Genomic DNA, 18471 nt, shown 5'->3' with positions numbered 1-18471 from the left:
CAGAACAAATTTGTGAACTTCTAGTTACGTATAACTCATCAACAATTGATAATTCTATACATGCTCCCGCATAAAAAAGAATGTCATCAATTGCTCGTGGGTCTCTACTTTCTCTTAGAACTGTTCGTAATTCTTTGACCGTTAAACAACATCGTTGTGTAATCCCCCCGCGAAACCAAAGTAGTTATTAGTAGAAAATTCCAATAAAATAAAACGAAGGAGTTTTCTAATGCGTAAATCAAAATTCAGTGACAGCCAGATAATGGCGATGATCAAACAAAACGAAGCGGGCGTTTCAGTGCCAGACCTATGTCGGGAGCATGGCATGAGCAGCGCTCAATTTTATAAATGGCGTGCAAAGTTCGGCGGTATGGACGCCTCAATGATGAAGCGGCTAAAAGAGCTTGAGGATGAGAATAAACGCCTAAAGAAAATGTACGCAGAAGAGCGTATTAAGGCTGATATTCGCCAGGAGATAATTGAGGGAAAGCTATAACGCCATCGTCGCGACGCGAGGTGGCGAGGAAGCTTGTGGTAGAGCGACAATTTAGCATACGTTTAGCATGTGCATGCGTTGAAATAAGTCAGAGCGGTTACCGTTACATACCTAAGTTATCCGGTGAAAATCAAATGGTAGCAGATTGGTTATTGCGATTAACCGAAGCCAATAAGCAATGGGGATTTGGTTTATGCTTCTTATATTTACGTAATGTGAAAGGGTTTGGTTGGAACCATAAGCGTGTTTATCGTATTTACCGTGAACTGGAGCTTAACTTGCGTATCAAGCCACGAAAAAGGCTTAAGCGCGATGAGCCAGACGCGCTGAGTGTGCCGATTGCAAAGAACCAAGTATGGTCGATGGACTTTATGTCCGATAGCTTGGCTGATGGCCGCAACTTGCGCACATTTAATGTGATTGATGACTACAACCGCGAAGGATTGGCGATAGACGTTGATTTATCAATGCCTAGTACTCGTGTGATACGCTCGTTAGAGCAAATAATTGAATGGCGTGGAAAGCCATCGGCCATTCGATGCGACAATGGCCCAGAATACATCTCAAATGAGCTTGTGAGCTGGGCAAATGAGAACCGAATCACATTGCTATACATTCAACCTGGCAAGCCTACACAGAATGCATATGTGGAGCGATTTAACCGAACGGTTAGGCATGAATGGCTGAATATGCATATGTTCGAAAGTGTGGAGCATGCGCAAGAATTGGCAACGCAGTGGTTATGGTTATACAATAATGAACGACCCAACACAGCAGTTGGCGGTATACCGCCAACTGCTGTGTTAAAGGCAGCTTAATGAATTTCTACAAATGACTACTGTTTAAAATGGGGGGATTACAGTTGAGCAATATACTTGTCGCCAAAAAAATGCGTCTCTATAAAGTCCCAAGCGTCTTTTGGAAAATCACATGAAAAAAATTGGGGCATTATCCTCTAGCGCCTATCTGGTATTTTTGTAGTTGCTTATCATCAAAAGAGTACAGTACTATCAGACCATACTAGCATCAATATGTGTTCTTCAGCGTTATGTTGAATTCCAAGTCATCATGATCATCTAAATAAACAGTCAATAAGTGAAATTCTATCCCTTCTTTGAAGCGTCTAGAAACTTGTCTGTCATCGAAGTCTGTGCTTCGGTTGACTATATTCACAGTGCCTTTTTTTATTTTACCGTTTGTTATGTTGTCGTTATAACTCTTATTGGCACCTATCAGCCGACCAACTTCATAGGCCATGACGTCTCCTAAATGCACATTTCGTCTTATAGCGCGTCGCGAACTATCACGAATATAAGCAGTCCCAAAGTCTATATTGAGACAATAGGAACTACTTGTTGTTTCTTCATTAAAAGATAGCGCCACGAAACCATGCCACTTCCTTGGATTAGCCGCTTCTACGAAAAAAATTAACTCATATTTATCAGGGTCCAAAAATTCTGAAATCGCTTCCAGTTCAAAAACTGACACCACTTCTTTCACGCTGTCTATACTAAAAACATTTGCCTGAAATGGTATGCTAATTAATCGGGGCCCACCCGTTTCGACATCCCAGTCTAGGTTACCAAAGTCGTATGATGAAATGCACATTTCTTCGAATTTGATCTTGGATGTATATAGTAGATCAGAAAATATATCAGCTTCCTCATCGTCTAAAGGAAAATCAAGTGTTTCGAACTCGATTAGAGGCTGGGCAGATTGTTTTTGTAACTTGTTCATTTATAAGTTCTCAAAGTAATATTTGTTACTAGACTGTATTAATTGCAGTAATACTTATTTTTTAATAACGAAATTAATTTGACTGAAACAATTATTGAGAACACAACAGGTGCCTTAACCCAGATATAGAAAACGCTTATTCTGAGTTATATAAAGCTAAATTTAATTAATCTACTGTTTATTGCAATTGGTCGAACTATGTACTAGCCTTGTATCTGTTTCTACGGGAACAGGAGCTCAATCGCTCAGGCTTTCCTCAGCCTAAAGAATATATTACTTATATTGATAACGATTATCATCACATATGCTGTGTTTGGTTAAATGGGGACGTTACGCAGCCAAAATAGGTGATAGTAATGGTTACTACAATTCCACTCAATAAATCAGTTGTTCAAGACACTCTCCAGGCATTTACTAACGACATGTCTTTTACCTTATGGGGTAAAAATAAACTTTCTATGTTGCATAACATGTATGCTACAGCTTTAAATGCAAAGCATGGCTACGGCAACTTTAAAGCGTCTCTCAAGTTTAATCCAGTCATTGATTTGTCTGACATAGATTTGATTGAGATTTCTAGGAGAATGGCAAGTTGCCAAACAATTCACACTAGTCCTATTCCTTTTCTTAAGCTTTATATCGAACTAACACGTGATATAGACTTTCTTGGTGAGACTGTTCGACAACTTTCGATATATAGTTTCTTTGCTGAAATTTACCGTTGTGTTACACAAGATCCGGAACAACAACATGCACTTCTTGATTCACTTTGTGACTTCAAATTGCAAGAAGAATTGCAAATCGATGGACCGATGATCAAACCAAACGTAAGGTGGGGAACGCTTTTTGATGGAGACACCTACTGGTTATCTTGGACTGATTTGGGTTTAGAGAAACACGTCAGCGACGGACATAACTTGCTAACTGAGCTAGGAGAGTATTCCATAGTTGAAGAATTATCAGTTCCTGCTCAGGCTAAATTAAAGGCATTTTTTTCTAAAGTCACAATGGAACAATTAATAAATGCCTTTATTAAAATGTTACGAAAAGCACATCATCAAACACCATTCTTCGATGCAAAAGCCTTTGCCATTATCAATGATGACAATCTTGATTATAAAGCTATAAAAGCTATTGATAAACATGGTCGTGTTGATTACGAATATAAACTCTATGATCGTTTCATAATACTTTCTGGCCAACATCTTGTTATGTCAAATATTGACGATTTTGGTCACAAACACTTTTTAAATCTAATGAACAAATCATCAATCTCTGAAAAGGAGCGTATGGAAAAATTTAATACTACCTTTACGGCATATTTAAAGCATAGTTCTTGTTATCTTCAATCGAAAAGTGATTGGTTAGCTTCTTTTAGCACTTGCCATTCCCGTTTATTGAAGCGCTATGTATAGTGATTAAACGTGGCCCATCCCGTGATTTACCTTAAAGTAAATCAAAGGAACCACGTTTTTCATCGAGGTTAATCGTTGAAGCGTATCGTAGACTGGATAATATACAAGCTTCTTTATCGTTCAACAAAGGCTGACAAGAAAGTGTCATACTTTTTCGGAGTTTCCATTGCCTAGATTGCGTCGTTTGGCTGAACTTACACCAAGTCAACGGACGTTCACTTTAAAGCATTAATTTAATATTTAATGAGTTCTTTGGGGTTAGTTGACGGACAAGTGCCATCCAAAAGCAGACATAGCGCATAATCATGCAGCTCGACTCATATCACAACATCTTCTCCAACTGTTGAGCATTTGCAAGATGCGGCGCTATCTTGTAATTTAGAGTTTCTAACAGGCATTATCCGCACGCTGTTAACATTGCTCTCAATAGGGAAACGGGCATGAATAATAAAAAGCAAAGTAAAGACTTCAATCACCACGGCATCTCTATCGAAGATATCAGGGCTTCAATGGTAACTGCCTCTAGACGTCAATTTATGATGGGAGCAAGTGCCATGGGTGCATTAGGTGCGCTTAATTTCTTGTTGCCCAGCACCGTATTCGCATCAAACAGTCAACTGCCGCCAGGCTTTACCCCTGCCTTGTTATTTAATGGTGAGAATACGGATAAATTCAGGGGCAATAGAAAGCTCAACACCCAAGAAGTCATGGCCAACATGTATCTGGATTTTAGAAAAGGAAGAGGTGATAGCCAACTTCAGCACCATATGTTGTTGCGAAATAACCCTAGGAGCTCATGGAGTGAGTCGTTATCGTGGGAAGTCTGGTACTGCGATACGCTGCAACATTCCATCTTGTGTGCAATGTTTTTAAACAACTACAATCTTTATTTTATGCCAGATATAGTAATTTGGGATGATGGTAAAAATAAACAAGCTCAAGACTTCTATCATAACTTTGCGTTGTCTAGAGGGATTTTTGACTTTTATTCTCAGTTTGTAGACAGAGGGTCAAAGATACTTTGGGGCACTGAAAAAATGCTTGCCCATGCCATGTTCTCAGCCGCTGAGCCGCGCACCTTAGATGGCAAAGCCAAGGCCGATGCATATTTGAAAGCTGATTTTGAAACAAGAGCAAAACTCATCAAGCAGCTTCGAGCAAAGTTTGAGGCGATGGATATCTCAAATAAAGATAGCCTGCGTGCGGATAGAGATATTTCAGGTAAGGCAGGAAAAGGACCGTTGAATAACTGGTATCGATTAATGTCTGCGCAAGGGGCGAGTTTCTTTTTAGCTAATTACTATTGGGTAGAATCAAGAGAGGACGGAGATGAAAGCCACAGAATAATGAACCTTATCTATGACAACATAGAAACATCAACTGGTGAGAAAACGAGTATGATGAGGCAAGGTCCAAAGCTCATCAATCGTCACTATTAAATCTAACCTTCTCCGGGACTAAGAGTAGTTGCTTCACCTTGCCTTGGAGGTGCTGGTTTACTTACTTTAAAGATTGTAAACCGTCCGCTTTCTGCACCTTAAGAGCCGTTCGCAGTATATAAATCTCCAAAAACAGCATGAGACATTTTTGTCGATTTACACTTAGCAAATTACGATAGCTCTTAATGTAGGCAATTATTTATTCTTCATTTCCCATCTCAAATTCTTTTTTTCTTGTTCCTCCAAAGTTTTGAGTTTACGTATTTCTGCTATTAATAACCTATAAACTTCAAATGTACATATAACTTCAGTTTCAGTTCTTGTCTCAATATCGGAAAAAGCCTTTTTCTCATATAATGCCCAGACATCTGATCCACACGCAAATCGCTCACCGTTCATGAATTTGTTGAGTATGTCGTTCTTTGTTTTAGGGTAAAGATAGTCATGCTTACAGTTAAAAGTCATTAATGCTAATTGAGATAAATCTAAGTAGCGTAATTCACTTTGAAAAATAAACGCATCTGCATTTGATAGAATTTTGAATCGTTTGAATAATTCAAATAATACTGGAGTGTCAGACGTTGTAATGCCAATTCCACATAAAACAAGTCCATGTTTATTCTGGTGGGCCTTTCGAACAGACTTAGAGTGTTCTAGGATAAATTGGTAAATAGCCTCTAATAAACATCTTTCATTATTAAAATCCCAGATCCAAAAGGATTTTATTTTTTGGAGATTTGTTCTCTGCTAAGATCGACATTACTGTTCGGCGTCATTGTGTAAAATGAGCCACCAAGGAGGGGTTCTAGGGATTTTCCCCTCTAAAAAGACATAATCCTCTGTAGACCACACCAATAAATGGCTGCGGAGGTGGGTTACTACTTATAAGTGTGGCAAATTAGGTAAATATCGTACATTTAATACGGAACAGCCCTGATATGGCCATCAAAAACGAAATTACTATTCTCACGAGAGCAGAACAGGCAAATCTTTATTCCCCACCCATTTTTTCAATCGAAGAACAACGTCTGTACTTTTCTCTGAACGATGCGGAATTGGCAGTTTTTCGGTCAATTCGTCTCAGAGCTCATAGATGTTACTTTGTCGCGATTTTGGGATACTTCAAATCAAAGCCCGTCATCCTAGATATCGCTTACTCGCAGGTTTCTAAGGATTTAATGTTCATCAGTAAAGAGCTGCTTGGCGGCAAGGGGCTCAGACCATTCACTCCCTCACAAAAACAAAAAGATCGACTCTACGCAAAAGTATTAGACCTTGCTGGTTATCACAAATGGGACGAAAGTCAGCACTTCAATTCTCTTTTCGACCACCTTGTTCAGGTGGGCAATGCCTGGCTGGAGCCGCGTTACCTCTTTGATACTGCTATTGAATTCCTAGCCAGTCACAGCATTGCTATCCCTAGGTACACCGTACTCCAGAGACTGATAAGCAGAACGATGCAGCAGGTCAGAAAAGACCTGGCGCACCAACTTAATCAACTCACCAGTCCTGAACTTCACGTCTTTCTGGACAGCATAACAGCCATTGATGACGGGCTAAGCCTGAACCAGCTCAGAGGCGGTGCAAAAAGTCTGACCGTACCTGAGCTTAAAAAAGAGCTTGCCCTTTATCATCAGTTAGCGCCATGGAGCACGCAAATCAATGGAGTTATCGATGGGCTTAATCTGTCTCTTAAAAATCGACAACACTTCGGTGAGCTCATCAACTATTACGGCAGTAAACTCAAACGATTCAAACGCGCACAGCAGCATCTATGGTTGCTATGTCACCTGACAGAGCGGATACAACTGGCACTGGAACGGTTAACTGATGGGTTCATTTACCATATCCGCAAGCAACAAGAAGCTGCCAACACCTTTGCACAACAAGCAGTGTTCCTGTCCTGGCAGTCAGCCGCGGACAATGTCACAAAAGCGGCAGAGTTACTGCATCTGTTTGTGGATGAGAACATTGATGATAATCAACCCTTCTCAGTAGTCAGACAACAGGCATTGAAGGTCATGAATGACAGGGATATCCAGACCCTCTGCCTTTACCTGAAAAAACAGAAACGGACCGTGGAAGAGTACCAGTGGCAACATTACGATGAACAACGCAATCTCCTGGAGCAGCTGTTAAGGCAGGTGTTCTTGTGCCTTGAATGTGAGGCCGGTGAAGGCTCAGAAGCCGTCGTCGCCCAACTTCAACAGATGCAAACGGAAATCGCATTCGGTGGACCACTGAAGACGATGGATACGTCGCTCATCCCGAAAAAGCACCTCCCATGGTTGGTTAAACAGGATAACGTTAACCCGCAACGTTACGAATGGCTGCTCTACCGGCAGTTAACCTCACGACTGAATGGACGCATTTATTTGCCAAATGTTACCAAATACCGCGCACTGGAAGACGACCTGATCCCCCAGACATCGCAGGATACCTTGCTGGCCTCATCAACACTGGACAGACTAAAACAGCCCGCAGAGTTATTGTTACAGGAGAAACAACACCGGCTGGAAAGTGCACTCAAAGACGTTGCTCTCCATATTGATGAGGGAGACAATCGAAATGTGATCATGAAAAATCGTACCGGTACCCGCTGGCGTCTGCCGACCAAAAGCGCTACATCTCTGGTCAACAATCCCTTTTTTAAGCGAATGCAACCGGTCGGTATCGCGGATGTACTGCGGTATGTAGAGCGCGAAACCGGGTTCATGAAATGTCTGACTCATGTACTTCCGATACAAAAACAAGGGTTCACTCATCAGGATGATTTACTGGCCATTCTGATTGCCAACGCCACTCACCGTGGTGTGTATGGCATGGCGCAGATCTCCGATCGAAGCTATGAACACCTGAGTACGGTGCAGGCCAACTATATCCGGCCTGAAACGCTGCATGACGCCAGCGACGTGATCAATAATGCGGTTGCAGCGCTACCCATCTTCCGCCACTACCATATTCAGGAGGACCAGCTGCATGCCAGTGCGGATGGTCAGAAATTCGAAACCCATCTGGAAACCTTTAAAACCCGGTACTCCTCTAAGTATTTCGGCACCAACAAAGGGATCACGGCCATGACACTGGTGGCCAACCACAGCGCCCTCAATGCTCGGATCATCGGTTCCAACGAGCACGAATCACACTATATTTATGACCTGTTACAATCCAACAGCAGTGAAATCAAACCTGACGTACTCTCGACAGATACACACGGTGTCAATCATGTTAACTTCGCCTTACTGGATCTATGCGGTTACAGTTTTGCACCGCGATACGCGCAGTTCAGTAGTGTCATCAATGATCTGTTTGACGTAACTGAAAATGAACACGGCGGCACCAACCTTGCCCTGAAAAAGCCCATCAGGACGAATGTCATCGAAACGGGATGGCAGGATATTAGGCGCATTGTTCTGTCACTTCAGACAAAGCGAACGACACAGGCAATGCTGGTAAGAAAGTTGTCTGGTTATCCTTCGGGGCACCCGACATTACAGGCGCTGACGGAGTATAATCGACTGGTCAAAGCGCAATATTTACTGGATTACATAGACAATGCCAGTTTGCGGCAGTACGTTCAGCGTGCCCTTAACCGGGGAGAAGCGTGGCACTTCCTGAGACGGGCTATTGCGTCGGTGAATGGCGATCAGTTCCGAGGCAAAAACGAGAGTGAAATCGCTATCTGGAATGAATGTGCAAGATTGCTTGCCAACGCGATCATCTACTTCAACTCCGCGATACTGAGTCATCTGCTGGGACACTTTGAAGCGAGAGGAGATGAAGAGAAAGCGGGTATCACTCGTGCTGTTTCGCCCGTTGCGTGGCAAAATATCAACTTAAGCGGAACGTATAACTTCACTAATACTGGGAAATTGCCCAATATTGGCGAAATAACAAGGCCGATAGTGGATGATTAGGCTCCAAGCTGAAAGTAAACCACCTCCGCAGCCATTTATTGGTGTGGTCTACAGAGGATTATGTCTTTTTAGAGGGGAAAATCCCTAGAACCCCATCAATGGCGAATACCGCATCGCTGAACATGTTCATTTGACGGCACAGTTGAACGAACTGGCGGCAAGCATTCTTGATGCCTTTGCCGTTGTCTTTTCTAAAGTCAGCAATGGTTTTGAAATCAGGTTGCAAACGTTCGACTAACCACATCAGTTCAACGTTGCGATGCGTCTCTTTTTCCAAACGGCGTGATGATTGAATACGGTTTAGATAACCGTAAATATATAACTTGAGCAGTGTTGCTGGGTGATAACAAGGACGGCCTGTTTGTTTTGCCTGCACCCGATTAAAACCTAATGATTCAAGATTTATTTCATTCACAAAAACATCAATGACTCGAACGGGATTATCTTCAGTGACAAAATCATCTAGCACTTCTGGTAGCAGTGTAGTTTGTGTTCTTGATTGACCTTTAATATGGTGAGACATCACAGATTCTCTCTGGTTTGGCTGACCATTTAATTATACTAAAAACGGAGATTAGATAGGTGATTACATTAAGACTGATTGATCATATAAACACCGTGCTTAGTCCAAAAGGTGATCAATAGTTTTCACACAGCCTGAGCGAAAAGCGGTCATTGGTTTATGTTTACCTACCGTATCAAAAGCTGAGTTAGGAGACCTTCAGAAAGCATAAAATAGATTAATCATTCATCCAATTTTCTTCTTAGTTTCTTTGTTAACAGACTTTAACCAGTCGTCCTTATCTATTGGTTTTGAAAATAAATATCCCTAATAATGATTACGCCTCTTTTTCTTTAAATAGGCAAATTGCTTATCAGTCTCGACTCCCTCTGCAACACTCTTCACAACAAATGCGCGAGCCATTTCAATAATCGTGTCAACAATAGCGTAAGATTTTTCAGGCTGATTAATTTCAATGTCGTCAACAAAATACTTGTCGATTTTTAATTCCGAAATAGGCAATTCCTTTAAATAAGCAAGGCTTGAATAACCCGTATCAGAATCATCTATGGAAAACTTAAACCCTTGCTTACAAATTCACTCATCGTAGTTTTTACAATTGCCATATCAATAACTCTTGCGCACGTGTAGCAATAATAAAATAGTGGTGTGAGGCAATGATTACTGAAGAATTTACAACCGCGTTACAAAGTAATAATATAAAAAAATTGCTGAGTGTCAATAAGTGGGTAGTTGCCTCTTAGGCGTTATAACGAACAGACGCGTAATGGCATTGCGCTTATGATTGATGCTGTAAAAGGACAAATATGATTGATCTAAACGTACTCAAGGCAGCTGTTATGAACTCTCGTGACGGCATAACGATCTCGGACCCTACACTGCCAGATAATCCGCTGATATTTGTTAACTCGGCTTTTGAGAGGATGACTGGCTATAGCCTTGAAGAGATTATTGGTAAAAACTGTCGTTATCTACAGGGAGATGATAAAGATCAAGAAGATCAATTAACTATCATTCGTGAAACTATCAAGAAACAACAAACCTGCCTAGTAACGCTCAGAAACTATCGAAAAGATGGCTCGATGTTTTGGAATGAACTCAGCATGTCGCCAATTTTTGATAATCAAGGAAAGCTAATACATTATTTAGGCATTCAAAAAGATGTCACCAGACTTAAAATTCAAAGCAAGGAACTTAACGAGACAAACGATTTAATGTGCGCAGTGAATGAGTCAAACCGAGATATACAGTTCGTACTCGACAGTGATGGCGTTATAGTCAAATATAATGTGAATGATAGTAAAGATTTATATCTGACACCCGATGAATTAATTGGGAAAAAGATGCTTGATTTACTTCCAATACAAGTATCTGAGCAGTTTAAAAATGCATTTGATGAGGCAATTGAAACTAACTCGTTAGTGTCATTCGACTACATGCTGTCGATGCCATCGGGCGATAGTACTTATAGCGCACATATTATCTCGCTTGAGGATAAAAGGATAGTTGTCACTGCCCGCGACATAACCGCTGAAAAAGAGAAGGAACTCGCTCTAATCCAAGCGACCAAAGCGACCCAAGAGTTGAATAGAGAGTTAATCTCTCAAAAGGGTGCAATAGACGAACACGCCATTGTGAGCATCGCTGATGTTGCTGGCCGCATTACCTATGTCAATGACAAGTTCTGCGCCATCAGCGGTTATGACCGTGAAGAGCTACTGGGCCATAACCACAAAATCGTTAAGTCCGATGAACACCCAGACGAGTTTTTCGTGGATTTATGGAAGACCATTTCTAGTGGTCAGGCGTGGCATGGTGAGATTAAGAATACCAATAAGACTGGCAGCGACTATTGGGTTAAAACGACTATTGTTCCGACCCTAGATGATAAAGGTAAGCCCTTTCAGTATGTAGGCATTCGGACAGAAATCACTGACTGTAAACAAGCCGAAGAAAAGCTGAAACTCGTTGCTCATTACGATGCATTAACCAACCTCCCCAACCGTGTACTACTGGCTGACCGATTGAACCATGACATGGTGCAGTGTCAACGCCGCAATAATTCATTAGCCGTTGCGTTTATGGACTTAGATGGCTTCAAAGCCGTCAATGACCTCTACGGCCATTATGTGGGGGATGAACTACTCGTTGAAGTGGCACAGCGCATGAAAGAGGCGTTACGAGAAGGTGATACGCTGGCACGTATTGGCGGCGATGAATTTATTGCTGTCATGGTTGATTTGGAAAATATTGAAGATAGTGAGTCTGTATTAAAACGACTACTAAAGGCCGCTGCTGCTCCTGTTACTTTGGGTGATGCTGTAATGCAAATCTCAGCGAGTATTGGTGTCAGCTTTTATCCACAAGACGAAGCAGATGCAGACCTGCTCATGCGTCACGCCGACCAAGCCATGTATTTTGCTAAGCAAGCAGGTAAAAACCGTTATCAATTTTTTGATACCACACAAGATAATGCGATGAAGATTCGGCAGCAAAGTATAGGCGATGTTTGCTCAGCTTTGGGTAGACGTGAGTTTGTGTTGCATTATCAACCCAAGGTGAATATGCGCACAGGTGATGTGATAGGTGTCGAAGCATTAATCCGATGGCAGCATCCTACTCGCGGTATAGTCCCACCTTTAGATTTCTTACCAGCGATAGAAGGTCATGCCATTAGTCTGGAGCTAAGTGAATGGGTCATAGACACTGCACTAATTCAAATAAGCCAATGGCGAAGCATGGGCTTAGACCTATCTGTCAGTGTCAACATTAGCGCCTATCAATTACAACAAGGTAACTTCACCACTCGCATAACAGCGTTGTTAGAAGCGCATCCCGAAGTTGACCCTCACTATTTAGAATTGGAAGTATTGGAATCCAGTGAGTTAAGTGACATCAGCCAATTGCTTAACACCATGAGTGCTTGCCATGAACTAGGCGTATGCTTTGCCTTGGATGACTTTGGTACAGGGTATTCATCGCTTACCCATATCAAACGTCTACCAGCCTACTTGATTAAAATCGACCAGAGCTTTGTGCGTGACATGCTGGAAGATGTCGACGATTTAGCGATTGTTGAAAGCGTCATAGGTTTAGCTAAAACATTCAAGCGCGAAGTCATTGCCGAGGGAGTAGAAACCATCGAACACGGAGCAGCACTATTACGACTGGGTTGTGAGTTGGCGCAGGGTTATGGCATTGCTCGGCCCATGACTGCCGGTGATATTCCTGAGTGGGTATCTAACTGGAAAACATATGATTCTTGGCAGACTTATAAAGGCTAACTGACTTGGCCACTGAGACTACCCAGAAGCGACCTTACAGAGCAGTCGGGTACGGCAGCTTTTGGCACTCAGACGACTTCAAGTCGTTCACCATACGTTCCAAAATGGAACGTATGGTGATCTAAGGTTTGTATTGTTGATAGTTTTAGCCTTGTTAATATTCGCTATCTGGGGTTCTAGGGATTTTCCCCTCTAAAAAGACATAATCCTCTGTAGACCACACCAATAAATGGCTGCGGAGGTGGGTTACTACTTATAAGTGTGGCAAATTAGGTAAATATCGTACATTTAATACGGAACAGCCCTGATATGGCCATCAAAAACGAAATTACTATTCTCACGAGAGCAGAACAGGCAAATCTTTATTCCCCACCCATTTTTTCAATCGAAGAACAACGTCTGTACTTTTCTCTGAACGATGCGGAATTGGCAGTTTTTCGGTCAATTCGTCTCAGAGCTCATAGATGTTACTTTGTCGCGATTTTGGGATACTTCAAATCAAAGCCCGTCATCCTAGATATCGCTTACTCGCAGGTTTCTAAGGATTTAATGTTCATCAGTAAAGAGCTGCTTGGCGGCAAGGGGCTCAGACCATTCACTCCCTCACAAAAACAAAAAGATCGACTCTACGCAAAAGTATTAGACCTTGCTGGTTATCACAAATGGGACGAAAGTCAGCACTTCAATTCTCTTTTCGACCACCTTGTTCAGGTGGGCAATGCCTGGCTGGAGCCGCGTTACCTCTTTGATACTGCTATTGAATTCCTAACCAGTCACAGCATTGCTATCCCTAGGTACACCGTACTCCAGAGACTGATAAGCAGAGCGATGCAGCAGGTCAGAAAAGACCTGGCGCACCAACTTAATCAACTCACCAGTCCTGAACTTCACGTCTTTCTGGACAGCATAACAGCCATTGATGACGGACTAAGCCTGAACCAGCTCAGAGGCGGTGCAAAAAGTCTGACCGTACCTGAACTTAAAAAAGAGCTTGCCCTTTATCATCAGTTAGCGCCATGGCGCACGCAAATCAATGGCGTTATCGATGGGCTTAATCTGTCTCTTAAAAATCGACAACACTTCGGTGAGCTCATCAACTATTACGGTAGTAAACTCAAACGATTCAAACGCGCACAGCAGCATCTATGGTTGCTATGTCACCTGACAGAGCGGATACAACTGGCACTGGAACGGTTAACTGATGGGTTCATTTACCATATCCGCAAGCAACAAGAAGCTGCCAACACCTTTGCACAACAAGCAGTGTTCCTGTCCTGGCAGTCAGCCGCGGACAATGTCACGAAAGCGGCAGAGTTACTGCATCTGTTTGTGGATGAGAACATTGATGATAATCAACCCTTCTCAGTAGTCAGACAACAGGCATTGAAGGTCATGAATGACAGGGATATCCAGACCCTCTGCCTTTACCTGAAAAAACAGAAACGGACCGTGGAAGAGTACCAGTGGCAACATTACGATGAACAATGCAATCTCCTGGAGCAACTGTTAAGGCAGGTGTTCTTGTGCCTTGAATGTGAGGCCGGTAAAGGCTCAGAAGCCGTCGTCGCCCAACTTCAACAGATGCAGACGGAAATCGCATCCGGTGGACCACTGAAGACGATGGATACGTCGCTCATCCCGAAAAAGCACCTCCCATGGTTGGTTAAACAGGATAACGTTAACCCGCAACGTTACGAATGGCTGCTCTACCGCCAGTTGACTTCGCGACTGAACGGACGCATTTATCTGCCAAATGTTACCAAATACCGCGCACTGGAAGACGACCTGATCTCCCAGACATCGCAGGATACCTTGCTGGCCTCATCAACACTGGACAGACTAAAACAGCCTGCAGAGTTATTGTTACAGGAGAAACAACACCGGCTGGAAAGTGCGCTCAAAGACGTTGCTCTCCATATTGATGAGGGAGACAATCGAAATGTGATCATGAAAAATCGTACCGGTACCCGCTGGCGTCTGCCGACCAAAAGCGCTACATCTCTGGTCAACAATCCCTTTTTTAAGCGAATGCAACCGGTCGGTATCGCGGATGTACTGCGGTATGTAGAGCGCGAAACCGGGTTCATGAAATGTCTGACTCATGTACTTCCGATACAAAAACAAGGGTTCACTCATCAGGATGATTTACTGGCCATTCTGATTGCCAACGCCACTCACCGTGGTGTGTATGGCATGGCGCAGATCTCCGATCGAAGCTATGAACACCTGAGTACGGTGCAGGCCAACTATATCCGGCCTGAAACGCTGCATGACGCCAGCGACGTGATCAATAATGCGGTTGCAGCGCTACCTATCTTCCGCCACTACCATATTCAGGAGGACCAGTTGCATGCCAGTGCGGATGGTCAGAAATTCAAAACCCATCTGGAAACCTTTAAAACCCGGTACTCCTCTAAGTATTTCGGCACCAATAAAGGGATCACGGCCATGACACTGGTGGCCAACCACAGCGCCCTCAATGCTCGGATCATCGGTTCCAACGAGCACGAATCACACTATATTTATGACCTGTTACAATCCAACAGCAGTGATATCAAACCTGACGTACTCTCGACAGATACACACGGTGTCAATCATGTTAACTTCGCCTTACTGGATCTATGCGGTTACAGTTTTGCACCGCGATACGCGCAGTTCAGTAGTGTCATCAATGATCTGTTTGACGTAACTGAAAATGAACACGGCGGCACCAACCTTGCCCTGAAAAAGCCCATCAGGACGAATGTCATCGAAACGGGATGGCAGGATATTAGGCGCATTGTTCTGTCACTTCAGACAAAGCGAACGACACAGGCAATGCTGGTAAGAAAGTTGTCTGGTTATCCTTCGGGGCACCCGACATTACAGGCGCTGACGGAGTATAATCGACTGGTCAAAGCGCAATATTTACTGGATTACATAGACAATGCCAGTTTGCGGCAGTACGTTCAGCGTGCCCTTAACCGGGGAGAAGCGTGGCACTTCTTGAGACGGGCTATTGCGTCGGTGAATGGCGATCAGTTCCGAGGCAAAAACGAGAGTGAAATCGCTATCTGGAATGAATGTGCAAGATTGCTTGCCAACGCGATCATCTACTTCAACTCCGCGATACTGAGTCATCTGCTGGGACACTTTGAAGCGAGAGGAGATGAAGAGAAAGCGGGTATCACTCGTACTGTTTCGCCCGTTGCGTGGCAAAATATCAACTTAAGCGGAACGTATAACTTCACTAATACTGGGAAATTGCCCGATATTGGCGAAATAACGAGGCCGATAGTGGATGATTAGGCTCCAAACTGAAAGTAAACCACCTCCGCAGCCATTTATTGGTTTGGTCTACAGAGGATTATGTCTTTTTGGAGGGGAAAATCCCCAGAACCCCAATATGGTGGCATTGTTAACCATTATCACAATTTCGTTTACTATTCACTTGGCCGCCCGTTACCGCGAGCTTTACGAGGCCTATAAGGATGATCCGAGACCTTGTGCACTGCCGCATGCAACCATGCGCTCAAAACTCGAACCTTGCCTGTATACAGCTATTACTACTATGGTGGCATTTGCATCGTTAACCACGAGTGATATTGTGCCTATCATCGATTTCGGTTGGATGATGTGTATAGGCATATGTTTGTCACTAATAGTCACCTATAGTTTTTTTGCAAGCGTACTTGTACTTGTCCCTAAAAACGAATCTATTGAATCTATCGCACATACACCTCGTTTAACTGCATGGTTTGCACGAATGTCTACGGATCGACCAGTTCGAGTATTGTGGATTGCGCTTTTAGCCATTGTTGTTTCTGTCGTAGGTCTACAACAGCTTAAAATTGGCACTCGTTTAGTAGAGTATTTTCGAGCGGATACAGAAATTAGACAAGGCCTTAATTTTATCGACCAGGAATTAGGCGGAACCATACCACTGGATATCGTCTTACAATTTGACCCCTTCGAACAACCCGACGTAGTTGAAGAAGATCCGTTCGATGATTTTGCTGAAGAAGGCACTGATAACTATCCTGAGCGCTTTTGGTATACTCCTGAAAAATTGGCAATGATTGATAAGTTACAAGTCTTTTTGGAATCCAAAGAAGCACTAGGTAAGTCTATATCATTGGCAAATATGGAGCGAGTTGCTCGTAGCTTTAATAACAACGAAGCACTTTCTTACACACAGCTTACCGCCATTATGGGGTTATTGCCTGATGACGTGCGTACGAATTTAATTTCTCCCTATGCTTCGCCTCATACAGGTCAGATGCGTATTTCGTCACGTATACATGAAACTGGTCCCGAGCATAATTTGCATGATCTCATCGCAGATATTGAAAATTTTGCCATAAACGTAGTGGGTTTTGCTCCAGAAAGCGTACACGTCACAGGTGTCGCCGTATTATTCAGCGATATGCTAAAGCAACTAGTAGACTCACAACTCTTCACGGTTGCCTTTGTTATATTGGCAACCTTTTTGATGTTTGCGTTTTTGTTGCGATCTGTCTCATTGGCATTAATAGCTTTAGCACCTAACTTACTTGCGGCCGTTTTGATATTGGCCTTTATGGGGTTCGCGGGTATACCGCTAGATGTTATGACTATTACCATTGCTGCCGTCATTATCGGTATAGGAGTAGATGATGCCATTCACTACTTGCATCGCTTTAAAGAAGAAATTGATGAAGGGCACTCCACCGTAACAGCAGTAAAAATCACACACGAAAGCACAGGTAAAGCCTTGTACTTAACTACGCTAATTGTTGTGGTAGGGTTTTCGGTATTATTGTTTTCCCGTTTTGTACCTACAGTCTATTTTGGCTGGTTAGCGGCATTGGCAATGATTTTAGCCTTAACAGCCAATTTAACCTTGTTACCTGCATTATTGGTTAAAACTTATAATCGTAGTGGAAAGCAATCATCTATTAGTAGCTCAACTGAAGAGCATAATTATGTCAAACCCATATTAGGAGAATAAATATGCGATTCTTTTTAAAAGTTTTTATTTTACTGTTTATTACAAGCTACAACTCAACATCGATGGCTGCAATAGAAGGCCCTCAACAGCGTGTTGAAGAGGTAGCAACACGTTTGTTTACTCTGCTAAAATCTGGTGCAACGGGCGGGGAAGAAGTCACTTCAGCATCAAATGAAGCATCACAACAAAAATTCAGAACAGACGTTAGGGCTATGTTATCTGAAATTGTAGATTTTAAATCTATAACCAAAGGTGTAATTGGTAAAAACAAACAGTTGTTGAGTGATGCTCAAAAGGCCCTGTTTCAAACAGAATTCGAACGTTCAATCGTCAATATACTGGTCGTTGCCTTTGACGATGTTAAAGATTACAGCTTGGAAACAAAACAAGCAAAAATGAAGAATGAAAAACGTGCTCAAGTACCTGTTGAAGTTAAGATATCGAACGCAGCAACTTATAATATTTTATTCTCACTATCTTTGTCTAAAGAGCAATGGCGCGTGAAAAACCTCATAATTAACGGAGTCAATCTTGGTTTGACTTTTCGTAACCAGTTTCATGAATCAATGAAAATACATAATAATGACGTTGATGCAGTGATTAAAGCTTGGTCTGACAGCACAAATACATCTAAAACTAATAGCTAAGCCCTTAATACTTGTGTTTTTTAATCTAAGTAATGAACACGACA

Annotated in this window: 10 protein-coding genes and 1 pseudogene; 8 read left to right on the top strand and 3 right to left on the bottom strand. The window is 42.6% G+C overall.

Annotation, left to right across the window (positions count from 1 at the left end; translation table 11 throughout):
- Positions 1-229: 229 nt before the first annotated feature.
- Positions 230-1314 (top strand): IS3 family transposase gene (locus AC0L6H_RS06000; protein ID WP_473393166.1). Its coding sequence is split into 2 segments (ribosomal slippage): positions 230-491 and positions 491-1314, totalling 1086 coding nucleotides; the frame shifts between segments, so codons are not numbered across the junction.
- A 208-nt stretch (positions 1315-1522) separates the two neighbouring features.
- Here the strand turns inward: AC0L6H_RS06000 and AC0L6H_RS05995 are convergent.
- The gene (locus tag AC0L6H_RS05995; protein WP_473393165.1) at positions 1523-2233 is read right to left on the bottom strand and encodes a hypothetical protein; all 711 of its coding nucleotides are present in this window, start codon (positions 2231-2233) and stop codon (positions 1523-1525) included.
- Between the two features lie 356 nt (positions 2234-2589).
- On the opposite strand from AC0L6H_RS05995, the gene AC0L6H_RS05990 reads away from it, so the two are divergent.
- From AC0L6H_RS05990 to AC0L6H_RS05980, 3 genes are all read left to right on the top strand, one after another.
- The gene (locus tag AC0L6H_RS05990) at positions 2590-3648 is read left to right on the top strand and encodes a hypothetical protein (RefSeq protein ID WP_473393164.1); all 1059 of its coding nucleotides are present in this window, start codon (positions 2590-2592) and stop codon (positions 3646-3648) included.
- Between the two features lie 440 nt (positions 3649-4088).
- Entirely contained in the window at positions 4089-5087 is a 999-nt protein-coding gene (locus AC0L6H_RS05985) for a hypothetical protein (protein ID WP_473393162.1), read from the top strand.
- 938 nt (positions 5088-6025) lie between these two features.
- Entirely contained in the window at positions 6026-9004 is a 2979-nt protein-coding gene (locus AC0L6H_RS05980) for a Tn3-like element ISShfr9 family transposase (RefSeq protein ID WP_473393161.1), read from the top strand.
- A 91-nt stretch (positions 9005-9095) separates the two neighbouring features.
- On the opposite strand, the pseudogene AC0L6H_RS05975 reads toward AC0L6H_RS05980, so the two are convergent.
- Both AC0L6H_RS05975 and AC0L6H_RS05970 read right to left on the bottom strand, forming a co-directional pair.
- A pseudogene (locus AC0L6H_RS05975) lies at positions 9096-9527 on the bottom strand (transposase); the annotation flags it as partial.
- Positions 9528-9833: 306 nt separating this feature from the next.
- Positions 9834-10076, bottom strand: coding sequence for an EAL domain-containing protein (locus AC0L6H_RS05970; RefSeq protein ID WP_230237747.1), 243 nt, complete (start codon positions 10074-10076; stop codon positions 9834-9836).
- Between the two features lie 257 nt (positions 10077-10333).
- Between AC0L6H_RS05970 and AC0L6H_RS05965 the strand changes: the two genes are divergently transcribed.
- The 4 genes from AC0L6H_RS05965 to AC0L6H_RS05950 all read left to right on the top strand — a co-directional run bounded on the left by AC0L6H_RS05965 (position 10334) and on the right by AC0L6H_RS05950 (position 18427).
- The gene (locus AC0L6H_RS05965; RefSeq protein WP_473393159.1) at positions 10334-12811 is read left to right on the top strand and encodes a sensor domain-containing protein; all 2478 of its coding nucleotides are present in this window, start codon (positions 10334-10336) and stop codon (positions 12809-12811) included.
- A gap of 309 nt (positions 12812-13120) precedes the next feature.
- On the top strand, positions 13121-16099 hold the full coding sequence (locus AC0L6H_RS05960) for a Tn3-like element ISShfr9 family transposase (RefSeq protein WP_473393157.1): 2979 nt from the start codon (positions 13121-13123) through the stop codon (positions 16097-16099).
- On the top strand, positions 16092-17780 hold the full coding sequence (locus AC0L6H_RS05955) for an efflux RND transporter permease subunit (RefSeq protein ID WP_473393155.1): 1689 nt from the start codon (positions 16092-16094) through the stop codon (positions 17778-17780). Before AC0L6H_RS05960 ends, AC0L6H_RS05955 begins: the two co-directional genes overlap by 8 nt.
- A gap of 2 nt (positions 17781-17782) precedes the next feature.
- Positions 17783-18427 carry an MlaC/ttg2D family ABC transporter substrate-binding protein gene (locus AC0L6H_RS05950; protein ID WP_473393154.1) on the top strand — a complete coding sequence of 215 codons (645 nt, stop codon included), beginning with the start codon at positions 17783-17785 and terminating at the stop codon, positions 18425-18427.
- Positions 18428-18471: the final 44 nt, after the last annotated feature.

It is taken from the genome of Glaciecola sp. G7-5 (assembly GCF_055808975.1).
The sequence above is the reverse complement of the archived record's forward strand: the minus strand, read 5'-3'. Positions and strand labels throughout refer to the sequence as shown.

Excerpts from the sequence above, each read along its gene's own strand:
- AC0L6H_RS05995 (WP_473393165.1), bottom strand. The coding sequence starts at position 2,233 with ATGAACAAGTTACAAAAACAATCTGCCCAGCCTCTAATCGAGTTCGAA.
- AC0L6H_RS05990 (WP_473393164.1), top strand. The coding sequence starts at position 2,590 with ATGGTTACTACAATTCCACTCAATAAATCAGTTGTTCAAGACACTCTC.
- AC0L6H_RS05985 (WP_473393162.1), top strand. The coding sequence starts at position 4,089 with ATGAATAATAAAAAGCAAAGTAAAGACTTCAATCACCACGGCATCTCT.
- AC0L6H_RS05980 (WP_473393161.1), top strand. The coding sequence starts at position 6,026 with ATGGCCATCAAAAACGAAATTACTATTCTCACGAGAGCAGAACAGGCA.
- AC0L6H_RS05965 (WP_473393159.1), top strand. The coding sequence starts at position 10,334 with ATGATTGATCTAAACGTACTCAAGGCAGCTGTTATGAACTCTCGTGAC.
- AC0L6H_RS05960 (WP_473393157.1), top strand. The coding sequence starts at position 13,121 with ATGGCCATCAAAAACGAAATTACTATTCTCACGAGAGCAGAACAGGCA.
- AC0L6H_RS05955 (WP_473393155.1), top strand. The coding sequence starts at position 16,092 with ATGATTAGGCTCCAAACTGAAAGTAAACCACCTCCGCAGCCATTTATT.
- AC0L6H_RS05950 (WP_473393154.1), top strand. The coding sequence starts at position 17,783 with ATGCGATTCTTTTTAAAAGTTTTTATTTTACTGTTTATTACAAGCTAC.